21 protein-coding genes are annotated in these 23,428 nt (G+C 33.1%); 19 read left to right on the forward strand and 2 right to left on the reverse strand.

Annotation, left to right across the window (positions count from 1 at the left end):
- The first annotated feature begins 29 nt into the window (after window positions 1-29).
- The 15 genes from DNU06_RS04020 to DNU06_RS04090 all read left to right on the forward strand — a co-directional run bounded on the left by DNU06_RS04020 (window position 30) and on the right by DNU06_RS04090 (window position 14,652).
- Window positions 30-710, forward strand: a complete 681-nt coding sequence (locus DNU06_RS04020; RefSeq protein ID WP_111061945.1) for a response regulator transcription factor — start codon at window positions 30-32, stop codon at window positions 708-710.
- On the forward strand, window positions 707-1,942 hold the full coding sequence (locus DNU06_RS04025) for a sensor histidine kinase (RefSeq protein WP_111061946.1): 1,236 nt from the start codon (window positions 707-709) through the stop codon (window positions 1,940-1,942). Before DNU06_RS04020 ends, DNU06_RS04025 begins: the two co-directional genes overlap by 4 nt.
- A gap of 70 nt (window positions 1,943-2,012) precedes the next feature.
- Window positions 2,013-2,381, forward strand: a complete 369-nt coding sequence (locus DNU06_RS04030) for a YgiW/YdeI family stress tolerance OB fold protein (protein ID WP_111061947.1) — start codon at window positions 2,013-2,015, stop codon at window positions 2,379-2,381.
- Between the two features lie 44 nt (window positions 2,382-2,425).
- Window positions 2,426-3,325, forward strand: a complete 900-nt coding sequence (locus DNU06_RS04035; RefSeq protein WP_111061948.1) for an SdiA-regulated domain-containing protein — start codon at window positions 2,426-2,428, stop codon at window positions 3,323-3,325.
- Window positions 3,326-3,361: 36 nt separating this feature from the next.
- Window positions 3,362-3,724 carry a hypothetical protein gene (locus DNU06_RS04040; RefSeq protein ID WP_111061949.1) on the forward strand — a complete coding sequence of 121 codons (363 nt, stop codon included), beginning with the start codon at window positions 3,362-3,364 and terminating at the stop codon, window positions 3,722-3,724.
- A gap of 8 nt (window positions 3,725-3,732) precedes the next feature.
- The gene (locus DNU06_RS04045) at window positions 3,733-4,497 is read left to right on the forward strand and encodes a copper resistance protein NlpE N-terminal domain-containing protein (RefSeq protein WP_111061950.1); all 765 of its coding nucleotides are present in this window, start codon (window positions 3,733-3,735) and stop codon (window positions 4,495-4,497) included.
- A 239-nt stretch (window positions 4,498-4,736) separates the two neighbouring features.
- Window positions 4,737-5,177: a hypothetical protein gene (locus tag DNU06_RS04050; protein ID WP_111061951.1), complete on the forward strand. Its 441-nt coding sequence runs from the start codon at window positions 4,737-4,739 to the stop codon at window positions 5,175-5,177.
- A 4-nt stretch (window positions 5,178-5,181) separates the two neighbouring features.
- On the forward strand, window positions 5,182-5,973 hold the full coding sequence (locus DNU06_RS04055) for a sulfurtransferase (protein ID WP_111061952.1): 792 nt from the start codon (window positions 5,182-5,184) through the stop codon (window positions 5,971-5,973).
- A gap of 182 nt (window positions 5,974-6,155) precedes the next feature.
- Window positions 6,156-6,596, forward strand: coding sequence for a GNAT family N-acetyltransferase (locus tag DNU06_RS04060; RefSeq protein WP_111061953.1), 441 nt, complete (start codon window positions 6,156-6,158; stop codon window positions 6,594-6,596).
- 10 nt (window positions 6,597-6,606) lie between these two features.
- Window positions 6,607-7,761 (forward strand): amidohydrolase, encoded by a 1,155-nt coding sequence (locus tag DNU06_RS04065; RefSeq protein WP_233502941.1) that lies wholly within the window; start codon window positions 6,607-6,609, stop codon window positions 7,759-7,761.
- Window positions 7,761-8,906 (forward strand): alanine racemase, encoded by a 1,146-nt coding sequence (alr, locus tag DNU06_RS04070; protein WP_111061954.1) that lies wholly within the window; start codon window positions 7,761-7,763, stop codon window positions 8,904-8,906. The genes DNU06_RS04065 and alr overlap by 1 nt, the downstream gene beginning before the upstream one ends.
- A complete protein-coding gene (locus tag DNU06_RS04075) occupies window positions 8,906-10,003 on the forward strand; it encodes an alanine racemase (protein ID WP_111061955.1) in 1,098 nt (365 codons plus the stop codon). The genes alr and DNU06_RS04075 overlap by 1 nt, the downstream gene beginning before the upstream one ends.
- Window positions 10,004-10,072: 69 nt before the next feature.
- The gene (locus DNU06_RS04080) at window positions 10,073-10,579 is read left to right on the forward strand and encodes a DUF3124 domain-containing protein (protein ID WP_233502945.1); all 507 of its coding nucleotides are present in this window, start codon (window positions 10,073-10,075) and stop codon (window positions 10,577-10,579) included.
- A gap of 163 nt (window positions 10,580-10,742) precedes the next feature.
- Window positions 10,743-14,258: a PAS domain S-box protein gene (locus tag DNU06_RS04085; protein ID WP_111061957.1), complete on the forward strand. Its 3,516-nt coding sequence runs from the start codon at window positions 10,743-10,745 to the stop codon at window positions 14,256-14,258.
- The gene (locus tag DNU06_RS04090) at window positions 14,245-14,652 is read left to right on the forward strand and encodes a response regulator (protein ID WP_111061958.1); all 408 of its coding nucleotides are present in this window, start codon (window positions 14,245-14,247) and stop codon (window positions 14,650-14,652) included. The genes DNU06_RS04085 and DNU06_RS04090 overlap by 14 nt, the downstream gene beginning before the upstream one ends.
- Window positions 14,653-14,759: 107 nt before the next feature.
- Here the strand turns inward: DNU06_RS04090 and DNU06_RS04095 are convergent, their stop codons facing one another.
- Both DNU06_RS04095 and DNU06_RS04100 read right to left on the reverse strand, forming a co-directional pair.
- Complete coding sequence (locus DNU06_RS04095; RefSeq protein ID WP_111061959.1) at window positions 14,760-16,673, reverse strand: T9SS type A sorting domain-containing protein; 1,914 nt, start codon at window positions 16,671-16,673, stop codon at window positions 14,760-14,762.
- A 10-nt stretch (window positions 16,674-16,683) separates the two neighbouring features.
- A complete protein-coding gene (locus DNU06_RS04100) occupies window positions 16,684-17,106 on the reverse strand; it encodes a hypothetical protein (protein ID WP_111061960.1) in 423 nt (140 codons plus the stop codon).
- Between the two features lie 209 nt (window positions 17,107-17,315).
- On the opposite strand from DNU06_RS04100, the gene DNU06_RS04105 reads away from it, so the two are divergent.
- The 4 genes from DNU06_RS04105 (at window position 17,316) to DNU06_RS04120 (ending at window position 23,375) form a co-directional block, all read left to right on the forward strand.
- Window positions 17,316-18,644 (forward strand): ATP-dependent DNA helicase, encoded by a 1,329-nt coding sequence (locus DNU06_RS04105; protein ID WP_111061961.1) that lies wholly within the window; start codon window positions 17,316-17,318, stop codon window positions 18,642-18,644.
- A 29-nt stretch (window positions 18,645-18,673) separates the two neighbouring features.
- Window positions 18,674-20,242, forward strand: a complete 1,569-nt coding sequence (locus DNU06_RS04110; RefSeq protein ID WP_111061962.1) for a T9SS type A sorting domain-containing protein — start codon at window positions 18,674-18,676, stop codon at window positions 20,240-20,242.
- Window positions 20,243-20,303: 61 nt separating this feature from the next.
- Entirely contained in the window at window positions 20,304-20,792 is a 489-nt protein-coding gene (locus tag DNU06_RS04115) for a glutathione peroxidase (RefSeq protein WP_111061963.1), read from the forward strand.
- A gap of 162 nt (window positions 20,793-20,954) precedes the next feature.
- Entirely contained in the window at window positions 20,955-23,375 is a 2,421-nt protein-coding gene (locus DNU06_RS04120; RefSeq protein ID WP_111061964.1) for a DUF7619 domain-containing protein, read from the forward strand.
- The last annotated feature ends 53 nt before the right edge of the window (window positions 23,376-23,428 follow it).

The following is a 23,428-nucleotide window of genomic DNA, read 5'->3' on the forward strand; positions in this document are numbered from 1 at the left end:
TTCAGACTTAATTTTACACAAAAAGTCCCATGAAAATACTTTTGATTGAAGACAATGAAGCACTTAATGAAAGCATCACCAATGCCATCACCAATGCTGGTTTTTATTGTGAATCAGTGTTCAATTATCGAATGGCAAGTGAAAAAATAGCAATATATGAATACGACTTAATTATCATTGACATCAATTTACCAGACGGCAGTGGATTAGATTTAATTAAGGCATCAAAGAAAAAGTCACCACTCACAGGCAACATAGTCATTTCCGCAAGAAATTCTACTGATCAAAAAGTACAAGGATTAGAATTAGGAGCAGATGATTATATCACCAAGCCTTTTGCCAATGCAGAATTAATTGCGCGCATTAAATCTTTATTGAGAAGAAGTAAATTTGATGGATCAAATATCCTTCATTTTAATGCCATAAAAATTGACTTAAATGAAAGAGTTACTTGGGTAAACGAACAGCCCATTAAATTGACGAAAAGTGAATTTGATATGCTCATTTTTTTTATCTCTAATGTAAATCGTGTACTCACAAAGGAAGCGATTGCAGAACACATCTGGGGGGACAATATGGACCTTTCGGATTCCTTTGATTTTATATATTCTCACATCAAAAATATTAGAAAAAAAATCCAAGAAAAAGGTGGTGAAAATTACATTAAAGCGGTCTATGGTATCGGTTACAAATTCACTGCAAATTCATGAAATTAATCACGAAAACATACCGCAGTACTTTAATTTGGTTACTACCTGTAATGTTGATTGGATCAGTATTTTGTTTCCACACCATTGAATATATAGCACATGAAGAAACGGATGAATTTTTAACGTACGAAAAAGATCGTTTAATCAAATTTCATAAGGAGCATAAAACTTTACCCGATTTTCATAAAGTTGCAGCAATATATGAAGTCGACACCCTACAACCAACCCTATTTAAAGACACCCTAATTTTAGAATTGGGCGACAATGAGATGGTGCCCAATAGGGAATTGCAATTTTCTATTCCCCACAACGACAAATATTTTACCATAGTATTGAGACATTTATTATTAGGTAAAGATGACATTTTAGAAGGTACCCTTCTCATTGTAGTTGGCATCCTGTTTATCATGGCAATTATGATTATCATCATTCTATATACAGTAAATAAAAGAATTTGGAAACCATTTCACCATACCTTGAGTGTACTCAATGCGTATCAAATAAAAAAGGAGATTCCAACCTTAGAAGACAACCAAATTGATGAATTTAACCAGCTAAATCATAGTATTATAAACTTATTAAATAAAATAAATACGGATTTCAACAACCATAAAGAATTTACCGAAAACATGAGTCATGAAGTACAGACTTACCTGACAATTATCAAACAAAATACAGAGCAATTAATGGGTCAGATAGCTGTAGAAAACAAGCAAGATTTGACGTTAATTAAAAAGACATACGCAGCAGTAAACGATTTAAATAAAGTCCAAAAATCTCTGATATTATTGACTAAAATAAACAATGAAGAGTTTCATGAAGTAAAGCAATTTGACTTCCAAGATAAATTAAAAGCTGCCTTGATAAGATTTGAAGATTTAATTGAAATAAGAAATATCAAAACCAGTATTAAAACAACTGTTTGTAAGGTAGAAATGGATCCTGGATTGGCCGAAATCATCTTAAATAATTTATTAAAAAATGCGGTCAAACACAACATAGAAAACGGCTCTATTACGGTGGAATTAGCGCAAGAATCCTTGACCATTAAAAACACCGGTAAAGTGATACCTGGCGAACCATCACAATTAATGAACCGTTTTATTACTGCAAACCAAGGAAACATGGGTATTGGTCTTGCTATCGTGCAACAAATATGTTTAAAGTATGATTTTACTATAAAATACCATGTGGATAATAAGGGAATTCATCAAATAATAATTTATTTTTAGCCATTGGCAAAATATCCCAAAATTCTACAGAATCTGTTTTTAATTTTGAACTATAATTAAAAAACACGATATGAAAACTACATTAAAAAAAGTAAGCTTAATCATTTTATTCTCCACTTCTGTAGCTGCATTTGCACAATACACAGGTCCGAATTCCACCAACAAAACGTTAACCGTTTTAGAGGTGAAGAAAAATGCCGCGCAATTAGATAAATCGGATACAAATGTTAAACTAAGTGGGTATGTCATTGAAAAAATAAACAAAGACACTTATTGGTTTCAAGATGCTACCGGTAAGGTATTAATTGAAATAGAGTCTAAATACTTACCCACCATTAATTTCGACGAAAAAACGAAGATAAATATTATTGCAGAAGTAGACTATGATGAATTAGAAGAGGTAGAATTAGAGGTAGAACACCTTGAGATTGCACTCTAAGTATTTATTTATTTTTAATAACCTACTACAACATTATCTCTATCATGAAAAAAATAATCATTAGCCTCGTGGGTCTTTTTACTATTTTTATATTTGGCATGAGTTTCATCCAAAAATCAAACCCATTGCAAGAATATAATTTAAATGCCCCAAGTCAAACTTATAACTTGCCTAAAATTTTAGAGGAAGTATCTGGTTTAACCGACTTAAACAAGGATGAAATAGCATGTATTCAAGATGAATTAGGAATTGTATTTATTTTCAATCTAAAATCCAATAAAATCACCAAAGAAATAAATTTTGGTGAGCCAGCAGACTATGAAGGTATTTCACATATTAATAATTCAATTTACATCTTAAGAAGTGATGGAGATATTATTAAAATAGAGGATTATACTGCAAGAAAAATAAAGACAAACTTAATAAAAACTGGAATTTCTAATAAAGATAATGAAGGCCTATGCTTCGACCCCAAAACGGGGTTGATGCTGATAGGTTCCAAATCTAAACAAACCCATAAAAAGGGGTTGGGTGACTTAAGGACTATTCATGGCTATCATTTGGATAACAAAAAAATGATGGACGAGCCTATATTGACCATTAAAATTAAAGATGTAGTAGCGTATGCTTTAAAACACGACATTGAAATACCCACTAAATCTAAAAAAGGTAAAACCAGTCACAAGGTAAAACTAGGAATATCCGGAGTAGCTATTCACCCAATAAACCACCACTACTATGTATTATCCGCTGTTGACCAATTGTTGTTGATCATAGATAGATCTGGAGACATCATTTACATGACCCATTTGCCAGAAAAAATATTTCCACAAGCCGAAGGCATTACTTTTTTAGAAAATGGAGACATGTATATTTCTAATGAAGGAAAGGATAAACCGCCGACTTTGTTTTTATTTAAGCCAAACAAATTTCAGGAAGATTGAAATAATTATGTATATTGATTGAAAAATAACCTCGTTATGAAGTCATTCACTATTTTATTTACTGCATTATTTTTCTATGGCCTAAGTGGTTTTGTTTCTCCTGATAATAATTTAAAAGACTTAATTGGAACTTATAGCGTATGTCAAATTGAAAACTATCCAGTTGCTTTAACTTTAAATCAAGACCTATCATTTACTTACCGCGATAAAACAGATTTAAGTAACCCAATAGTAGTTTCAGGAGCATGGTCTATGGATAAAAATACTATTATTTTAAAGGATAAGAATGGCAGTACAAATTTTCACCGTAAATGGAAATTAAAAAAAGACAATTGTGGAATAGCATCTAGAAAAGGAATGAGTTTCTATAGTTTGTGTAAGTTAGACAACTGTAAATAAACATAGAAATGAAATTTACAAAACTAATCCTTGTCGCATTATTAATCCACTCCATTACATCTTGTGCTAATCAGAAATCCACTATTGACATGCATGACAATGAAAATAGTTTAGATTGGCAAGGAAGCTATTCTGGAACATTACCTTGTGAGGATTGCGAGGGTATTTACACCACTTTACAATTAAAGGGTAACCAAACTTATATTTTAACCACTACTTATTTAGGGGGAGAAAATGAAACAGCGATTGAAAACGGTGAATTTGACTGGAAAGAAGATGGGAAAACGCTAGTTTTAATGGGAGAAGAAGGGAAGGAAAATAACCTATACCAAGTATTAGAAAATAAAATACTAAAGTTAGATGCTGAAGGAGAGAAAAATGTTGATACCCAAAGCGCGAATTACACATTACATAAACTAGGATCTCAATTCACCGATACTTATTGGAAATTAATAGAATTTCAAGGACAAAAAATCACAAACGAAATGGCTACGCATGAAGTCTATATTCAATTTAACACCTTAGATAATCAAGTAATAGGCAATGGCGGTTGTAATAACTTCTATGGAAATTACATGAACAACCAACCTTCCGAAATAAAGTTAAATGATATAGTGATCACTGAGATGACTTGTGTAAAACCTGGGATTGAGAATAAACTGATGCAAGTTTTAAACAGCATAGATAATTACAGCATTGAAAATGGCATCTTAAGCTTAAGCAAGGCTAAAATGGCTACTGAAGCGAAATTTGAAGCGAAACTAAAGCCTTAAAAAGTAAATTGCTTTTTTTATCCTCCCTCCTATTTGGTCACCTTTCATTATATTTTTCCGATCTTTATTTATCGCTTATAGATATTTAACAATAGGCAATGGTATTGGACTTGAAATTACAAAAATTGATATTAGAAAAAATCAGATTTAACGAATAATAAGTAAAAACAATTATTGCAACTTCCTGTTTTTCAACCTAATTTTTCCTTAAATTTGAGTTACATTTAAAACGAAAAGTTATGTGGTTTAAATTAATAATCCCCTTCACATTGTTGGCTTTATGTTTAGTTTCGAGTTGCCAAAAAAATAAAAGTGAAAATGTACAAAAACAAATAAAATCAAACCTCTTAGATGGTATTTGGAAAATTTCAAAATACAATGATGATGGTAAGAATAAAACAGAAGACTTTGCCGATTATGACTTCACATTTTTAGAAAACGGTACGGTCCATGCAGCCACAACAGACCATCATTATTTGGGGGATTGGATGGTAGCTATTGATGCGGAAGCAGAAAACAGTGATGACCCTACTTTTAATATTCATTTCGCTGACACTACTGACTTATATGTATTAGATGAAGACTGGTATTTACTTTCACAAACAGGAATTAAAATGGAATGGATGGTAATCATCAGCAAAAGTGGTGACACTGATTTTTTAACGATTTCAAAAAAATAAAAACATGACTCCAATCACATCTGTAAATTGGTTAAAACAGAACATACATGACCCGGCACTTGTTATATTAGATGCCGGAACAGACCCTTCGGATACTAAAATTATACCTGGAGCAAGGGTATTCGATTTGAAGCATAATTTTCAAAGGAAAAATAGTCCCTACCCCAACACGTATCCATTACCAGAACAGTTTGAGCTAGAATGTCAAAAATTAGGAATTCAATCTTCTAGTAAAATTATAATTTACGACCACAAAGGAGTATACACTAGTCCTAGGGTATGGTGGCTTTTTCAATTAATGGGGCATACTAATGTTTCGGTTTTAGATGGTGGTTTACCTGCTTGGGAAGAAGCAGGATTTAAGATAAGTATTGCAAAAAAAGAAATCACATGGAAAACGGGGGATTTTAAAGCCCATTTTCAACCCAATTGGGTAAAACATTTCGAAGACATCCAGCAACATGTAGACCAGCAAAAATTTAAATTAATAGATGCGCGTTCGAGTGGCAGATTTATGGGGACTGCACCAGAGCCTAGGGAAGGATTAAGAAGCGGGGCCATTCCTCATACGATCAATATTCCCTACACTACTGTATTAGAAAATGGAAAATTTAAATCCATAGACAAATTAACCCCATTATTTAAAGAAATAATGCATGAAGGTAGTAAAACAGTCTTTACTTGTGGTTCAGGTATCACTGCATGCATTATTTTACTGGCCAGTGAACTTGTTTACCAAGGGGAAAAAGCAGTGTATGATGGCTCTTGGACAGAGTGGGCTTTACACACAAAATAAACGAAGAAAACACAAAGGAAAGCAATCCTTTTTTTATTCGTTTTTTCGCAAAATAGTGTTAAATTTGTCAAAAAGCATACTTTTTCACGTCATTTTTTATGATTTTAGATGAAAAAATGCATTTTTTTATCACCTATCAGTTAGCTTAATTTTATTAATCCATTCATAATTCAACCACACAAATGAACGAAACAATACAATACAACGCCATCAATAAACCAAGTGAAATTCAAAAGGCTAAAATAGTAGACTTTTTATTTACCCATTTAGGAGAGTATGGTGACCCCAAAAAAGACATTTTAAAAGCCATTGAATATGCCATTAAATCTTTTGCTTCTTTTGGAGGTTTTGTGCTCACGGTAGAAGAAAATGATGAAATAAAAGGTGCAGTAGTAATAAATCAAACAGGTATGGGAGGTTATATTCCTGAAAATATTTTGGTATACATAGCTGTTCATGATACTATGCGAGGAAAAGGTATTGGTAAATTATTAATGTCAAGAGCCATTGAATATACCCAAGGTGACATTGCCTTACATGTGGAGGCAAAAAATCCTGCAAAAAAACTTTACGAAAAATTAGGGTTTACAAATCCGTATTTAGAAATGCGTTTAAAAAAGTAAAAAACCGTCTATGATGCAATCATCTCTACAAGCAATTTTACCAGCCTTAACTAAAATTCGGAGACAACTTCATGCCCATCCCGAGGTTGCTTTAACGGAAATAAAAACAACACAAACCATTATTGCTTATTTAGAAAAGCACTGTCATGGAAAAATAACAACCTTTGAACCATCCGGAGTGATGGTTGAGTTTGATAGTGATGTGCCAGGAGAAAGCACCATGATTCGAGGAGACATTGACGCCTTACCCATACAGGAAATTAATGATTTTGAATACCAATCAAAATTTAAAAATGTAAGTCATAAATGTGGGCATGATGGTCATACAGCCATATTATTAGGTCTGGCAAATTTACTCAGTCAAACTCCAATTGAAAAAGGTAAGGTTTGCTTGGTTTTTCAACCAGCAGAAGAAAATGGAAAAGGCGCTGCATTAGTTTTGGAAAATGATCATTTTAACACCCTCACATTTGACTATGTGTATGCCTTGCATAATTTACCTGGCTTTCCCTTACATCAAATTGTAATTAAAGAAAATAACTTTAATGCAAATGTTAAAACCCTTATCATTGACTTTAACGGTAAAACAGCCCACGCCGCCGAACCAGAAAAAGGCCATAATCCCTTTTTAGCAATTGCTAAAACACTTTTGTTTTGTGAATCCATTACTTTAAATGAACCTAGTAAAGCTAATTTCTTTTTAATAACGCCCGCTTATTCCAATATTGGACAAAAAGCATACGGTATATCCCCTAGTGAAGGCACCTTGCATTTAACCATTAGAAGTTGGGACCTCGAACTTTTCGATCATAAAATAGCGGCATTAAAAAATAAAATAAACGAACTGTGTAAATTTTATCATTTAAAAGTTGACTACCATTGGACCGAGGTGTTTTTTGCCAATATTAATGATATGGAAGCGACCAATAGGATTAGACAAGCGGCCAATGAAAATAAACAGGATGTTCATGAATTGGCTGTTCCATTTAAATGGGGAGAAGATTTTGGCTTATTCACGCAAAAATTTAAAGGAGCCATGTTTGGTCTAGGTGCCGGACTAGACTCTCCGGCATTGCATAATCCTGACTATGATTTCCCAGATGAAATTACCCATACAGGCATTCAAACTTTTTACAAAATCATTCAAAATAGCCACCATAAATAATGTCCCAAACCTCCTACATTACACTGTCCCGGTCCGCCCTAAAAAATAACGTGGAATTTATTCAAAACATATTGGGTACTACTAAATTCTCTTCGGTTGTAAAAGGGAACGCTTATGGACATGGCATCAAACAATTTTGTCCTTTAATTCATGAATTGGGCGTGGATCATTTCAGTGTTTTTAGCGCAGATGAAGCCCAAAAAATCAATGCCATTTTACCACATGTTTCCATTCAGATAATGGGGTTTATTCATGACAATGACCTGGAATGGGTAATTAAAAACAAAGTGTCATTTTTTGTATTTGAATCCGATAGATTAAACAAGGCAATTCAGCTAGCACAAAAGTTGAAAATTAAAGCTAAAATAAATATTGAAATAGAAACCGGAATGAACAGGACTGGTTTTCATGTAAATGAGTTTGATGCCGTAATAAAAGTAGCTTTAAAAGCAAAAAAACATATTATTATTGAAGGTATTTGTTCCCATTTAGCAGGCGCTGAAAGTATTTCAAACTATAAGCGTGTTAAAAGTCAGATTAAAACATTTTCTCAAATACAACATAAAGTCAAGGAAAATAAACAATACCATCCGAAATTTCATTTAGCTTGTTCGGCCGCAATTTTACAATATCCAAAAACAAAATTCGACTTGGCAAGAATAGGTATTTTACAATATGGTTTCTTTCCTAGTAACGAAGTTCTGGTGCAATACATAACCAAAAACAGCACCGACATTGACCCATTAAAAAGGGTAATTACGTGGAAAACCATAGTAATGGACACCAACACCATAGAAGCCGGTTCTTTTGTAGGGTATGGTACTTCCTTTTTTACAAATTCAAAAACAAAAGTTGCTCTTATTCCAGTTGGTTATTCACATGGATTTAGTCGCTCATTGAGTAACCAAGGAAAAGTATTAATCCGTGGTAAGCGATTAGATGTAATAGGTACAGTAAACATGAATATGACAGCCATAGACATTACAGAATGTCCAGAAATAGAAAAGGGAGATGAAGTGGTATTGATAGGGACACAAGGAGATAATTCAATTTCTGTTGCTTCCTTTAGTGACTTTAGTAACTTATTAAATTACGAATTATTAACCCGTTTACCTTCGGGTATAAAACGAAAAATTATTGCATAATGGCAGAATTAATCATACACGTTAACAAAATAAAAGACAATATAAAATCCCTTAGTAATTTTTTTGCTGAAAACGGGATAAAATGGAGTCTGGTAACCAAAGTATTTTCTGGAGACAAAGAATTTCTTAAAAATGTATTGACTGAGGAGGTAATCGCCAACATTAGTTCTGTTGGAGACTCACGTTTAACCAGTTTAAAAAACTTAAAAGCAGTCAATCCTAATATAAAAACCATTTACATAAAGCCTCCTGCTAAAATATATGCGGCAGATTTGGTAAAGTACGCCGACATTTCTTTAAACAGTTCTTATTCAACAATTTTAGCCATTAATAAAGCGGCAGAGAAAGCCAATAAAATACACCAAATTATTATCATGATTGAATTAGGCGAACTCCGAGAAGGTGTTCAAAGAGCAGACATCATGGATTTTTATCAAAAAGTATTTAACCTCTCAAATATTGAAGTCATTGGAATAGGTTCAAATTTAGGTTGCATGTATGGCGTAGAACCGACTTACGACAAGCTCTTGCAATTATCCTTGTATAAAGAATTAATTTCTGCAAGGTTTAGCAAGGAATTACAACTCCTTTCTGGTGGCACCTCCATTACGCTTCCTTTGGTAGAGAATAATGTGATTCCTAAAGATATTAATCATTTTAGAATTGGGGAAGCGGCATTTTTTGGTGTCAGTCCATATGACAATAAACAATTTAAAGATTTAAATATCGATACCTTTGAATTTTCAGCTAATATCATTGAATTGGAAGAGAAGAAGCTTATTCCCGACGGAATTATATCAGATGCTAACATAGGTCACACTGCTGTATACGAACAAAATGATTTGGGTGAATTATCTTTCAAAGCAATCTTAGATTTTGGGATGCTAGATGTGGATAAAAACGATATTGAACCTGTAGATAAAAGTATCACTTTTGTTGGTATTACTTCAGACATGTTAGTCATTGACCTGGGGAAAAATAAAACAGACAATGGAAAAGTGAAGTATAAAGTAGGAGATAAAATTCAGTTCACTCCTAATTACATGGCAGTTGCCAGATTGCTAAACTCAAAATTTATTGATAAAAAATATAATTAATATTAGTGAATATCGGCGCTTATTAATCCGCTAAATTCATTAAATTTACGAAAACAAACCTACTCTACTATGCGATTCGCTCTTTTCATTTTCATTTCTTTAATGTGCTTTTCTTGTGATCAAAAAAGAGCCGATTATAAAATAGAACCAATTGACTGGAACGCTAAAATAGCCAATAGAAATTTTGACAGTACCTATACCAGTGCCAAAACATACCTTTCTATTTATTCACAAATTTATGGCCAAAACGAACATAGGCTGCATGATTTAACTGTAACCGTAGGCATCAGAAATACAAGTGAATTAGATACCCTTTATATTGATCGGGCAGAGTTTTTTGACACCCATGGTAAATCAATCATGAAGTACATTGAAAAAACCATTTTTATTTTACCTATGGAAACAGTGGAAATAGTAATTGATGAAATTCAAAAGTTAGGCGGAACTGGTGGTAACATTCTATTTAAATGGAAAATGAATGCCGTGAACCCAACCCCCTTATTTGAAGCTGTAATGATATCCACTTCAGGACAGCAAGGGCTTTCCTTTACCACTCAAGGTATTAGAATTGATTAATATTTTTTTAGGATATTTTTTTGTTTACCACAGCATATAAAAAATAATAATCTGCTAATTATTTCAACTATAACTATGTAAATCTAATCCTTAAATTTATTATATTGCAGTTAAGCAAGTCTGCACAAATCTTAAATGACTTGCAAAATTGACCTCTTAAAGCATGAAAAAACCCCGTATCCCTGCTAATGAAGAAGCAAGACTAGCTGATTTGCAAACGTATGAAATATTAGACACGCTTGAAGAAGACGATTATGACTTCCTTACGAAAATGGCTTCTCAAATATGTGAAACAAAAATAAGTTTAGTTAGTTTAATTGATGACAACAGGCAGTGGTTTAAATCACATCATGGTATGGACGTTAGGGAAACCCCTAGAGACATTTCTTTTTGTGCACACGCCATCAATGATCCAAAAGAAGTGCTGATTGTCAATGATGCGCGATTGGATGAACGATTTGTTGAAAACCCAGTTGTTAAGGGGAAATCAAATTTAGTTTTTTATGCAGGCGTTCCATTGATTTCAAAAAAAGGACATGCTTTGGGGACCCTTTGCGCGATTGATGACAAACCGAAACAACTTTCTGAAGAACAAATTGGATTATTGCAATCACTCGCTAAACAAGTTACCAATTTACTAGAATTACGTAAGTCAAATATCCATCTTAAGTCTAGGAATAAAAGCTTAAAAAGCTTTTTTGACTTGAATACTGACCCTTGTATAATCATCCATGAAAATGGGGATTATTTTGGGGAAAATAAAGCCTGGGAAAAATTATTTTTAAATGACAAAAAAAAATCGAATCCACAAAACATATTTGATATAATTCACCCTAAAGAACTTAATACATTCAAAAAAAACATCCAAGAACTAGAATTTTCAGACAAACACAAAAAAATAATTAACTTATTTGAAAATACAAAGAACAAGTATACAAAACTAAAGTGGCAAGGTTTTAAAATTGATCATTTAATCTATATCATAGCACAAAACATCACTAGCTCGGAAGAAACAAAAGAGCAATATAGAGAATTACTTTCTAGAAATGAAGCCATCATGTCTTCACTGAACAATAGTACGCTAGTCTCTATTACGGACAAAAACGGTATTATCAAATACGCCAATGAAATGTTCACTAAAGTTTCGGGGTATGCGCATGAAGTATTAATGGGTAAAACCCACCAAATTATCAATTCTAAGTTTCATCCAAAATCATTTTGGGACAATATGTGGCAAACCATTTTAAGCGGTTCGGTATGGAGAGATGAAGTTTGTAACGTTGCCAAAAATGGTGATATATATTGGGTGGATACAGTAATTCATCCCGTTTTAGACGACAAAAATGAAATCACCGAATTCATTGCCATTCGATACCTGATTACGGAAAGGAAAAAAATAGAACAAAATTTAATTAAAACAAAAGAATTACTTTTAGAAACTGGGAAAATTGCTAGAATTGGATCTTGGGAGTATTATGTTGCAGAAAATGAAATTATTCTTTCAGACATGGTGAATGAAATAATGGAATTTCCCCTTGGTTATAAATATAAGTTTACCGGAAAACCACAATTTGAAGTACAAAACAAAGGTCAAAAAAGTATAATTGAATTAATATCAGAGGCTGGCGAAACTGGAGTAGAATACGACGAAGAAAGAAAATTATTTTCTCCAAAAGGAAATGAGCTTTGGATACGAGTAATGATTAAAACCGAAATTGTCAACGGCAAGGTAATCCGTGTTTTTGGAACCATGCAAGATATTCGTGGTAGAAAAGCTGCAGAAAAAGAGAAAGAATACCATACCATTTTAATGGATGGTTTATTCAACTTATCTCCATTAGGAATTGTATTAAATGACCTCGAAACTGGAGCCTATATAGAATTAAACAATAAATTAATTGAACCTACTGGATACACTAAAGAAGAATTTGTGAAATTGAGTTATTGGGACATTACTCCAAAGGAATATGCACCATTAGAAGAAATTGCTTTGCAGCAAATGAACGAATTGGGTTATTATAAAACTTTTCAAAAAGAGTACATTAAAAAAGACGGTACCCGCTACCCTGTAGAATTAAGAGGGGTAGTAATACAGGATACAAATGGGAATAAAAAAATATGGAGTTTTGTAGAGGATATCACAGAAAGAGTGGCTACAGAAAAAAAATTAAAAGTAAGCGAAGAAACATTCCGAGGTAGTTTTGATTATGCTGGAATAGGCATGGCATTGGTGAATGAAAAGGGAAATTGGTTAAAAGTAAATAAAAAACTAATTGAAATGCTGGGGTACGAAAAAGAAGAGTTATTGAAACTAAATTTTCAAACCATCACACATCCTGAAGATATAGATGCCGACTTAGAATTAATGGCACAATTAATTTCAGGCGAGATAGATCATTACCAAATGGAGAAAAGATACTTTCATAAATCAGGACACTTTATTTACACTATTTTATCAGTCTCCATGGTAAAAGACATGAAAGGTAAGATACAACACTTTATTTCCCAAGTGGTAGATATTACAGCTGCTAAAAAAGCAGAGATTAAATTGAAAGAACTATTTTCTAAAAACCAAGCTATTTTAGATGCCAGCACAGAAGTCACCATTATAGGGACTGATAATGAAGGAATTATTCAAACCTTTAATAAAGGAGCCGAAAATATGCTTGGCTATACCATGAAGGAATTGGTAAATAAGCACTCTGCAAGCATCATACATAAAAAGGAGGAAATTATTTCTAGAGGGGAAGAATTAAGTGCCACTTATCAAAAAAAAATAAGTGGATTTGATATTTTTATTTATGAAGCAAACAAATTTGGATCTGACGTAAGAGAGTGGACATATTTAAATAAAAATGGTAATGAGCTTACCGTCCTTCTTAACATAACACCAATTCATACTGATGGACGCATAATAGGATACTTGGGTATAGGTACAGATATCACCGCTATTAAAAAGGCGGAAAAAGAGTTAAAAAACATACTTTCTTTGACCGAAAATCAAAACGAGAGATTACAAAATTTCGCCTACATTGTCTCCCATAATTTAAGGAGTCATTCCGGCAATTTAACTAGCCTTTTAGAATTATTTTTAGACGAGAACCCAAAATTTCAAGAGCTAGAAATAATTCAAATGTTAGCCTTGTCTGCCAATAATTTAAAAGATACCATTTCACATCTTTCTGAGGTAGCATTATTACAAGATTCATCCCAAGAAGAGTTTTACCCCATTCAATTGCAGGCCAGCATTAATAATGCCATTAACAATGTTTCGGCACTCGCTATAGAAAAGCAAATTGAAATACAAAATAATGTAGGTTCAAGTATAACTATTTTAGGCTTGAATGCGTATGTAGATAGTGTACTCTTAAATTTTTTAACGAATGGCATAAAATATCGCGCGGAAAACAGAAAAAGTTTTATTAAATTGAGCTCCAAAATAGAAAAAAAATATGTGGTACTTACTATTGAAGACAATGGATTAGGAATTGATTTAAAACGACATGGCAAAAAATTATTTGGCATGTATAAAACATTTCACAAGCATGAAGAGGCAAGAGGATTAGGACTTTTTATAACCAAGAACCAAATTGAAGCAATGGGTGGTTATGTTGAAGTGGAGAGCACAGTAGACCAAGGTACAACGTTTAAAATATATTTTATTAATGAAAAAAATTAAAAAAATCTGTATTGTTGATGACGACCCAATTCATATATACGTCGCAAAAAACTCTATTAAAAAAGCAGAGATTAGTGAAGAAATCATAGAGTTTGAAAACGGAAAAGAGGCTTATGATAAGTTAGTGGAAATGCATGAAAAAGGGGATTCCTATCCAGATGTAATTTTATTAGATTTAAATATGCCGATTTGGGATGGCTGGGATTTTCTAGATGAATTTTCAAAATTAACCTTTAACCATAAAATCGCTGTATTGATTACTACAAGTTCAAACGATCCTGCAGACCAAAGAAGAGCTAAAAAATATAGCATGGTTAACAACTTAATTGTAAAGCCAATAACCATGAATAAATTAGTAAAAGAACTCGAAAAACTGGATCAATCTTTTCAATAACTACCTGCACAAAATATTATTTCAAGCACAATACAATCCAGGAAAACTCTGATTGTATTGTGCTTTTTACTGTATTTAACACTTGTGCAAAATCCATTAAAACTATTTTACTGCTGAATTTTAAAAGTAAATACCTCTTTATCCATTAATAACCTTAAATAATAAATTCCCTTTTGGGAAGCCAATAATTCTATTTCAAATGAATTTGGCGATTCTTTGTTCCACAGAAAAGGAATGGCTTGGCCCAGTGCGTTGTATACATTAATTTGTGAAACATTGCGTACTTCTTTTCCTGAAAGGATGAATCTCTGATCAATAATGGGATTTGGATATAGTTGAAAATTTTCTTTCATCCAGTTTTCAACTGACAATCCAACAATTGTTTGACAAGTAGAAGTGTCCTTACACCCGCTAATCAGATCTGTGAAAATCACCGCATAATTTCCGTTTTCAGTAGGGGAATAAGAGGGACTTACTGCCCCTGGAATGGCATTTCCATTATCACATGTAATCCATTGGTAATTATAACTACTATCTGCCACAGTTAACGTAAAGCCGTTCTGAGAAACAGTGGTATTTATAGGGTGATAAGCATAATGAGTAGTTAAAATACTATCTCCATTGCACACATTCATTAAAGTGTCTATAGCAATCCAATCATGTAACCATTCGTTCCCGTTCCAATATGGCCCGCAACTTACTTCATTTGTGGTAGCTGTATTTTGAATTTCACAATCTTCTAGACGCCATAATTCAATTCCTTGTGCACTATCAAGGGCGGTAAAATATAAGTATGGTCCAGCCTTTTTTAAAGTGGAAGGATTATAAAAATAATCTGAACCAGAAAATAAACTACGAACCATTTGTACTTGAGAACCATCATACTGAAATAATTCTATGTTATTTGATAAACTTGAATCGATAGCCGCAAAGTATAGTTTATCATTGAATATTTCAAAACTTCCTCTTAAATTAATTAGGGTATCATTTGCATTAAAATTATGAACCATATTTATATTTACGCCATCATATTCCCATAAATCAGTTCCATGCACACCATTATTACCAAGGAACAATAATTTACCCTGAAAAGAGATAAAATCGCTAGAAACACCTCTGGAATCTCCTGGATATAGATCCGAAATTAACGCCAAATTTAACCCGTCGAATGTTTTTAATTCTTGACCATGAATGGTATCATATGCCACAACTACTAATTGATTGTTATACTCTCCTATATAATTATTATCAAATACAGGCATTCCGCCAACCATGTTTTGAATTGGAATATTATTCTGGATTTTGATAATAGAAGTACCATCATATTTCCAAAAATATTTGAAATGTGTTTCCGCTGTCGAATTATCATTTAAATCGCCTCCAATAAAATAAATCTCATTTTGGTAGGATTTTAAATAAAACTGATGACTAGACCCTAAATCAAAATTACTTGGCATTGCTAAAGCAGTATAGGCATTACCATCATACGCTATCAAAGAATCGTTTAGAATAAAGTAGAGTAAATTATTATGTATTAATAAATTACTTTTTAGGTTCGTATGATATTCAAAGTCATGCACCATACTTACATCCATACCATCATACATCCATAATTTTGTATCCAAACCATAAGTTGCATTCGTAGTGTCCTCTCCGCGAAAATAAAGCATACCGTTAAATACCTGCAGCACATCAGGATTTATCCCATAAGGATTTTGTTGGCCATTACCCATTGTAAATGAACCTGTGTGGGTATTTTTAACTAACATACAGGTATCCCCATCTGTTTTCCACAATTCATTCCCATGAACACCATCATTAAATGCATAATAATACCAGTTGTTGTACCATGCATTTTTATTGTACCCCCTAAAAACCTCAGCACTGTTCGCATTAAAATAATTGGAAGCCAAGGGAGGAAATGGGGCATTCGTGATTAAATTTACATCCTGCACCATAAATGGTTGCGCATTTAAAATACAAGAAACAAGTATACTTAATAATAAAAAGTAATTCTTCATTTTTTTAATTTTACGGTATTAATGAAATCTCATTTGCATTGTGCCATAATATATTAGGACCATTTCCTGGTGGGCCATACAAATTAAAATATCCATCAGCATTCAACTGTGATTCTACTATTGTTCCACTATAAAAAGGAGCCAACATGGTTGTCCATGGAGAATTTGTGGAAAAACAAGCGTATCCAGGAGTATTAAATACCGTTTGTACACATGACCATACAAAATTACCAGAAGTAAACCATGTAGGATAGCCATAGGGTATATAAAAGGAAAAATCTGCAGGGCTAGCATTTATCACCTTGACTTCCCCTGGATAAGTAAAAAAAATTGGATCAGATAAATAATACTGACTTATTCCAGTGCTAGGATGTGCAGAAATAAATACGCGCACACAAATGTCCTCATGATAGGAATCGTTTGTAATCGTCAAGCTACCTCCTTGACAAAATAAAGTTGAATTAACCCCTACAAATAGATAGATAGATAGATATATAGATAGATTTAATCATTTTTTTAAATTTTTATGTTTACGCATCAAATATAATAAAATTATAAATATAAACCTATACATATCAACTAATTACTTATATTACCCTGATAAAATAACAAATCCGAAATTATTCAACTTATATTTGTCGAGTGACACAAGAATTAGCTTTAGACATATTAAAATCGGGAAGAAATGTATTTTTAACTGGATCGGCAGGTACAGGGAAAACTTATGTTTTAAATCAATTTATCCAATACCTCAACAAGTATAAAATTTCTAGTGGAGTAACTGCTTCTACTGGTATTGCAGCGACGCACATTAAGGGGCAGACTATACATAGTTGGGTTGGCATGGGAATTAAAAATCAAATGACAAGAAAAGACTTACACTTTTTAAGTTTAAACAAAGCCCTCCTAAAAAAAATTGAAAAAACTAAGGTGCTCATCATTGATGAAATCTCCATGCTTCATCTTAATCAACTTAATTTAGTTGACCAGATTTTACAATATTTAAAAGATAACCTATTACCGTTTGGTGGTATTCAAATAGTATTGTGTGGCGATTTTTTCCAGCTACCTCCTATTGGTCAGCCATTCGAAAAAAGTAGAGATAAATTTGCTTTTATGTCTACAGCTTGGGTAAATGCAGCGTTCAACATCTGTTATTTAACCCAACAATTTCGTCAAGATAAAAACGTCCTTAGTGAGGTATTAGGTGCCATTAGAAATGCGAGTGTAGATAAGGATATTGAGGCACATCTAAAAAAGAAGTTAGGCGAAAAACAACTCGAAAATCCGCCCATACAACTATACACACACAATGCAGACGTAGACAGGATTAACGAAGAAGAATTAGATAAAATTGAAGAAAAAGTTAAATATTTCTGGGCAAAAACACATGGTAAAAAAGAATTAATTGTCACCTTAAAAAAATCTGTCATAGTGCCCGAAAGATTGAGTTTAAAACTAGGTGCTAAGGTCATGTTTGTCAAAAATAATCCTGATAAAGGATACATTAATGGTACACTTGGTAAAATCATTGAGTTTTCTGAACTAGGTCTCCCAGTAGTAAGAATTGCCGGTAAAAAAGAAATTATTGCTAGTCCCGAAGAATGGTCGATTGACGACGACAAAGGGACCTCCTTGGCCTCATTTTTACAAATACCATTGCGACTAGCATGGGCCATTACCGTTCATAAATCCCAAGGAATGACCTTGGATTCCGCCACTTTGGATTTGAGTAAAACTTTTGAAAAAGGACAAGGTTACGTGGCATTATCCAGACTAAAGTCCTTAGAGAAAATGAATTTATTAGGCTTTAATGCTACCGCATTGAGCATTGAACCATTAGCCGTAAAGGCAGATAAAAGATTTAAAGAATTATCGGCGGAATTAGCAGAAAAAGTGGACCCTGCAGATTTAAAAACTGAAATGGAAGCTTTTAAGATAAAAGCCAAAGCCCTGAAATTTATCAAATAAAAATTGTATTTTTACTCAAATCGTGACTTATGAAACGTGTAATTTTACTTTCTTTCTTATGGTTACTATTGCATAATAGTCATGCACAAGTCACATGGGCTGATCAAGCAGCAGCAGTTTTTTATGCCAACTGTACCCAATGTCATAATCCAAATGGCGTAGCACCAAATTCTTTTTTAACTTACGCAACAACTGCTAACTACGCCCCTTTAATACAAGCATATGTAAGCAATAACATGATGCCCCCTTGGTCGGCAGATACTTCTTTTCAACATTATTCCCAAGAGAGAGTATTGACCCAAACTGATAGGGACATTATATTAGATTGGGTAATGGATGGATCATTAAGTGGTGATTTAAACCAGGCTCCTCCTCCACCAGTATATAACAACAACCAACAATTACCAGGTGCGCCAGATTTAGTAATAAATGCACCGACTTATATGAGCAAAGCTACTAACTTATCAGATGATTATGTTTGTTTTGTTATTCCTTCTGGCTTGTTACAAGATAAAAAAATAAAAGCATTTGAAATTATACCCGGAAATTTAGAAACGGTACACCACTGTTTGGTATATAAGGATTCCTCAAATAGTGCAACTACCGACAGTGTTGGCGGTAATTGTGGCGGTCCTTCTGCTGGTGAACTAATGGGCGCATATACACCTGGGTCTACCCCCATCATTTTTCCTGCAACAAATAATTTTGCAAGTGGCATGATATTAGAAGCAGGAGCCGATATTATTTTAGCCATGCACTATCCCGAGGGCTCTTATGGGACTTACGACCAAACTAAAGTACATTTTTATTTTTATGATGAACCCACTCCGAATTTTAGAAAAATATTTGCTAGTCCAATACTACAAAACTGGTCTTTTAATATAGCTGCAAATTCAATCGATACGGTAGAAGCAACCTTTAACGGTGTGGTAAGTAATTTTACACTCCTCAGCGTTTTTCCACACATGCATTTGGTAGGCAAACAAATAGAGTCATACGCAATTGCTCCTAACAATGACACCATTCCATTTATTCGTATTCCACATTGGGATTTTGAATGGCAAGATTTTTATTGGTTTGAATACATGAAAAAAATTCCATTTGGCGCTCAACTATACGCCCGAGGTATTTATGACAACACCGTAAATAATGAGCACAACCCAAATTCACCACCTCAAAATATTAACCCAGGCTTAAACACTTCGGATGAAATGTTCTTGGTCTATTTTCATTTTATGGTCTATGCACCAGGAGACGAATATATAAATGTGGATAGTTTAACCAATCAATTCTTGAGCAAAAGCGTTGTTTTGGAATCGAAATCTTCAAATATTACGGCCTTTCCAAATCCATTTCACGATTTTACACAAATTGCATTTACCCTAAATGAACCCAAATATGTAAGTCTATACATCTACGATTTACAAGGTAAATTAGTGAAAAATTTATTTGAAGGAAACAAATTAAGCGGTTCACATCAGATAGCATGGCATGGAAAAAACGAAATGGGGACTGCAGTAAGTTCTGGTATTTATTTTTATTCCATCCGCATAGATGGGCAACTCTTTAACGGCAAATTAATTTATCAAAATAACTGATAAATTTGATTGTGTTTAATGCGTTTTAACGCTAAATTTGTATCTCCTAAACAAACTAAAAATGACCAAAAATATTTACGATTTTGAAGTGAAAAATATCCAAAGTCAACCTGTCCAATTATCAAAGTACAAAAATAAGCCATTCTTAATTGTTAATACAGCAAGTCAATGTGGATTAACACCACAGTTTGAGGGATTAGAAAAACTGTATAAAACATATAAAGACCAAGGATTTTCTATATTAGGATTCCCTTGTAATCAATTTGGTGGGCAAGAGCCAGGCACTGAAAAAGATATTCAAGAAGGCTGCATGATTAATTATGGCGTAAGTTTCGACATGTTTTCAAAAGTGGATGTGAATGGTGAAACAGAAGCCCCTTTATTCACTTATTTAAAAGATAAAAAAGGATCGCTTTTAGGTAAAAAAATAAAGTGGAATTTCACCAAATTTTTAGTAGATCAAAATGGTAAAGTAATTAAAAGGTATTCTCCTATAACTAAACCAATGACCATTAGTAAAGACATAGAGAAATTACTGCAAGATAAATAAATTCACCTAAAATAATAAGTTTCCTCTTTCACTTGTACAACCTTAAACAATAGATACCAACATGTTGATATCTATTATTTTTCATGTGAAATAAAATTTTATTTTGTTTTCAGACAACCCTTAGTACATAAAATATGTTTTAAGGGTATAAATCCAAAGATTATGAAAACAAAAATATACTTATTGCTTTTTTTAATGGGGACAATGCCAATGTTGGCAAGTGCACAAACTAGCACAATCACCTCCATAATTCTTGACTCCACACAATACCAAGTGTGTGACACCACTTATTACATTAACATCTCACCACAAGGTACTGATTATAATTCCACCACCTATGGTAACTTTACCTTTTATGGTTCCAATGTAATTAACTCGGTTTACAATGCAGAAGTGATATGGGGAGACGGTGATACTACTTTACATACCGGAACTGCAGTAACAGTTGGAACTTCAATTATTTGGAATGTTCCAATTTCACATTTATACGCACAAGATGGAATGTATACTATTACCGTAAACTTAACAGACCCGACTAGTAATACTACCGTAACCTCTATGTTAGATGTTACTATGGGCGTATGCTCTGCTTGGTTGAACCCACTCGCATTTTTAGATTGCAATAACGACGGTATAGTTGACAGTACAATTACCAATGGCATACCTATTACTATTAGCAATGCAAATAACACTTACACGAGTACTTTAACACCAAATGGAATATCTTATTACAATGTAATTCCCGGTAATTATACCATAAGCATTGACCCTAGTTGGTTGAGTGCAAATAATTATTTATTATCTAGTATTACTCCTTCTTCCATTGATTTTGGATTCAATAATTATGTAACTTCCTTTTATATTGACCTGATTTGTGACCCATCACAGTTTATCGATTACTGTTTAGATGGTACCGCTTTTTGTGATGCAAACAATAATGGTGTTTTAGATTCTACAGAAACTGTCTTAGGTTCAGTCCCATTGACATTACTACTACCTAACGGTTCTATTTATACAGAGACAACGGATCCAAATGGATTGTATTCATTTAATTTTTTCGACAATTCAGTAACTGGTGGTCAACTTATTGTAGACCAAAATTGGCTCAACGCAAATGGTTATTATAACTCTAGTTTCTTTAATGATTCTCTTCCTCCAATATTCTGTGGACTTAATGCAGAAAAAAATATTCCAATTATTTGTGACACCAATTCATTGAGCGTAGGCTGTATTAATGGTTATGTTTTCTGTGACGACAACTTAAATGGCGTATTAGACAGCAACGAAACAATACATACAAATGCACCTGTTATCTTAGAAGGAGGTAACTTTTTAATTACGGTATACACAGATTCAAACGGATACTATTCATATACTGGATGGCAATTTGGTATTGGTGACGTATTTGTAAGTGTAGATCAAAACTGGCAAAGCAACAATTCAGCTTTTATGAACGGAAGTGCTATTTTAATTAACAACTTAAATTGTGCCAACAACAACCAAGTAAACTTAGGTTTAAATTGTGTCACAACTGTATCATGTGCTGATTTATGGACTTCGGTAACACCATGGATTGGTTACTACCAAAACACGACTAATTCTGTTTATTTAAAATACGGTAATTACGGATCTAGTGGGCCAGGTAACTACACAATAACCCTAGATTACCCTTCTGGAGTTACGCCAGTTACCTCTTCAATTAACAACCCGAACTATACCATTTCAGGAAATACTATTACTTGGACTTTATCTTCTAATTCAAGCTATATGTACCACACAGATGTAATTTACTTTAATACACCTGCAGGAATTGTTGACAGTACTTTCCATGTGTTTAGTTCTACTATTTCTTCAGGAACGAACGATTGTGACTCCAGCAATAATTACAGTACATTAGGTATGTATGTTGGAAATTCTTATGATCCAAATGATAAATCAGTGAATAAACCATTAATCGTGGACCCATCTGTGCAAGATGAATATACTTATGTAATTCGTTTTCAAAATACAGGAACAGCGCCAGCACAAGATGTTTACATCATGGATAGCTTAAGTTCAAATTTAGACCTGAGTACTTTTAAATTAATTGAATCTTCTCATCCTATGCAATTGGTTGATTTAGGCAATGGCATCCTAAAATTTGATTTTCCTCAAATTTGGTTACCAGACAGTACAACCAATGAACCAGCTAGTCATGGTAATATAGTTTATAAAATTAAAGAAAAAACAACTTTGGGAGAAGGAGATATAATTGAAAATACCGCACATATTTTCTTCGATCAAAACCCTGCAATTGTGACTAACACCACTAAAAACATCAACACAGTAGGCTTGGGAATTAATACAATTGAAACGATAGGTTTTAATCTATATCCTAACCCTACCGCAGGAGAATTAAACATAGTTACCGAGCAGAAAGTAGCTGTAATTAATGTGTTTGATTTAAATGGTAAATTGCTAATGAACTACACAACGAATAATGAAATTACTAAGCTGGATGTTTCGCACTTAAGTAACGGATTGTATACCATTCAAGTAATATCAGATTCAAAATCTTCAAGTACTTTATTTATGAAAAGATAATAGATTAAACATTTATAACAATTAAAAAGGCTGTTGCAATTGCAACAGCCTTT

Origin of the sequence: Putridiphycobacter roseus (assembly GCF_003234935.1) — a bacterium.
In the GTDB taxonomy this organism is placed as follows: Bacteria; Bacteroidota; Bacteroidia; order Flavobacteriales_D; family Crocinitomicaceae; genus Putridiphycobacter; species Putridiphycobacter roseus.

Bases quoted from the DNA above. Each gene is read 5' to 3' on its own strand.
- DNU06_RS04080 (WP_233502945.1), top strand. From the start codon at position 10,073: ATGCGATTCGCTCTTTTCATTTTCATTTCTTTAATGTGCTTTTCTTGT.
- DNU06_RS04055 (WP_111061952.1), top strand. From the start codon at position 5,182: ATGACTCCAATCACATCTGTAAATTGGTTAAAACAGAACATACATGAC.
- DNU06_RS04030 (WP_111061947.1), top strand. From the start codon at position 2,013: ATGAAAACTACATTAAAAAAAGTAAGCTTAATCATTTTATTCTCCACT.
- DNU06_RS04090 (WP_111061958.1), top strand. From the start codon at position 14,245: ATGAAAAAAATTAAAAAAATCTGTATTGTTGATGACGACCCAATTCAT.
- DNU06_RS04065 (WP_233502941.1), top strand. From the start codon at position 6,607: ATGATGCAATCATCTCTACAAGCAATTTTACCAGCCTTAACTAAAATT.
- DNU06_RS04115 (WP_111061963.1), top strand. From the start codon at position 20,304: ATGACCAAAAATATTTACGATTTTGAAGTGAAAAATATCCAAAGTCAA.
- DNU06_RS04035 (WP_111061948.1), top strand. From the start codon at position 2,426: ATGAAAAAAATAATCATTAGCCTCGTGGGTCTTTTTACTATTTTTATA.
- DNU06_RS04095 (WP_111061959.1), bottom strand. From the start codon at position 16,673: ATGAAGAATTACTTTTTATTATTAAGTATACTTGTTTCTTGTATTTTA.
- DNU06_RS04060 (WP_111061953.1), top strand. From the start codon at position 6,156: ATGAACGAAACAATACAATACAACGCCATCAATAAACCAAGTGAAATT.
- DNU06_RS04050 (WP_111061951.1), top strand. From the start codon at position 4,737: ATGTGGTTTAAATTAATAATCCCCTTCACATTGTTGGCTTTATGTTTA.
- DNU06_RS04075 (WP_111061955.1), top strand. From the start codon at position 8,906: ATGGCAGAATTAATCATACACGTTAACAAAATAAAAGACAATATAAAA.
- DNU06_RS04085 (WP_111061957.1), top strand. From the start codon at position 10,743: ATGAAAAAACCCCGTATCCCTGCTAATGAAGAAGCAAGACTAGCTGAT.
- DNU06_RS04110 (WP_111061962.1), top strand. From the start codon at position 18,674: ATGAAACGTGTAATTTTACTTTCTTTCTTATGGTTACTATTGCATAAT.
- DNU06_RS04020 (WP_111061945.1), top strand. From the start codon at position 30: ATGAAAATACTTTTGATTGAAGACAATGAAGCACTTAATGAAAGCATC.
- DNU06_RS04025 (WP_111061946.1), top strand. From the start codon at position 707: ATGAAATTAATCACGAAAACATACCGCAGTACTTTAATTTGGTTACTA.
- alr (WP_111061954.1), top strand. From the start codon at position 7,761: ATGTCCCAAACCTCCTACATTACACTGTCCCGGTCCGCCCTAAAAAAT.
- DNU06_RS04040 (WP_111061949.1), top strand. From the start codon at position 3,362: ATGAAGTCATTCACTATTTTATTTACTGCATTATTTTTCTATGGCCTA.
- DNU06_RS04045 (WP_111061950.1), top strand. From the start codon at position 3,733: ATGAAATTTACAAAACTAATCCTTGTCGCATTATTAATCCACTCCATT.
- DNU06_RS04120 (WP_111061964.1), top strand. From the start codon at position 20,955: ATGAAAACAAAAATATACTTATTGCTTTTTTTAATGGGGACAATGCCA.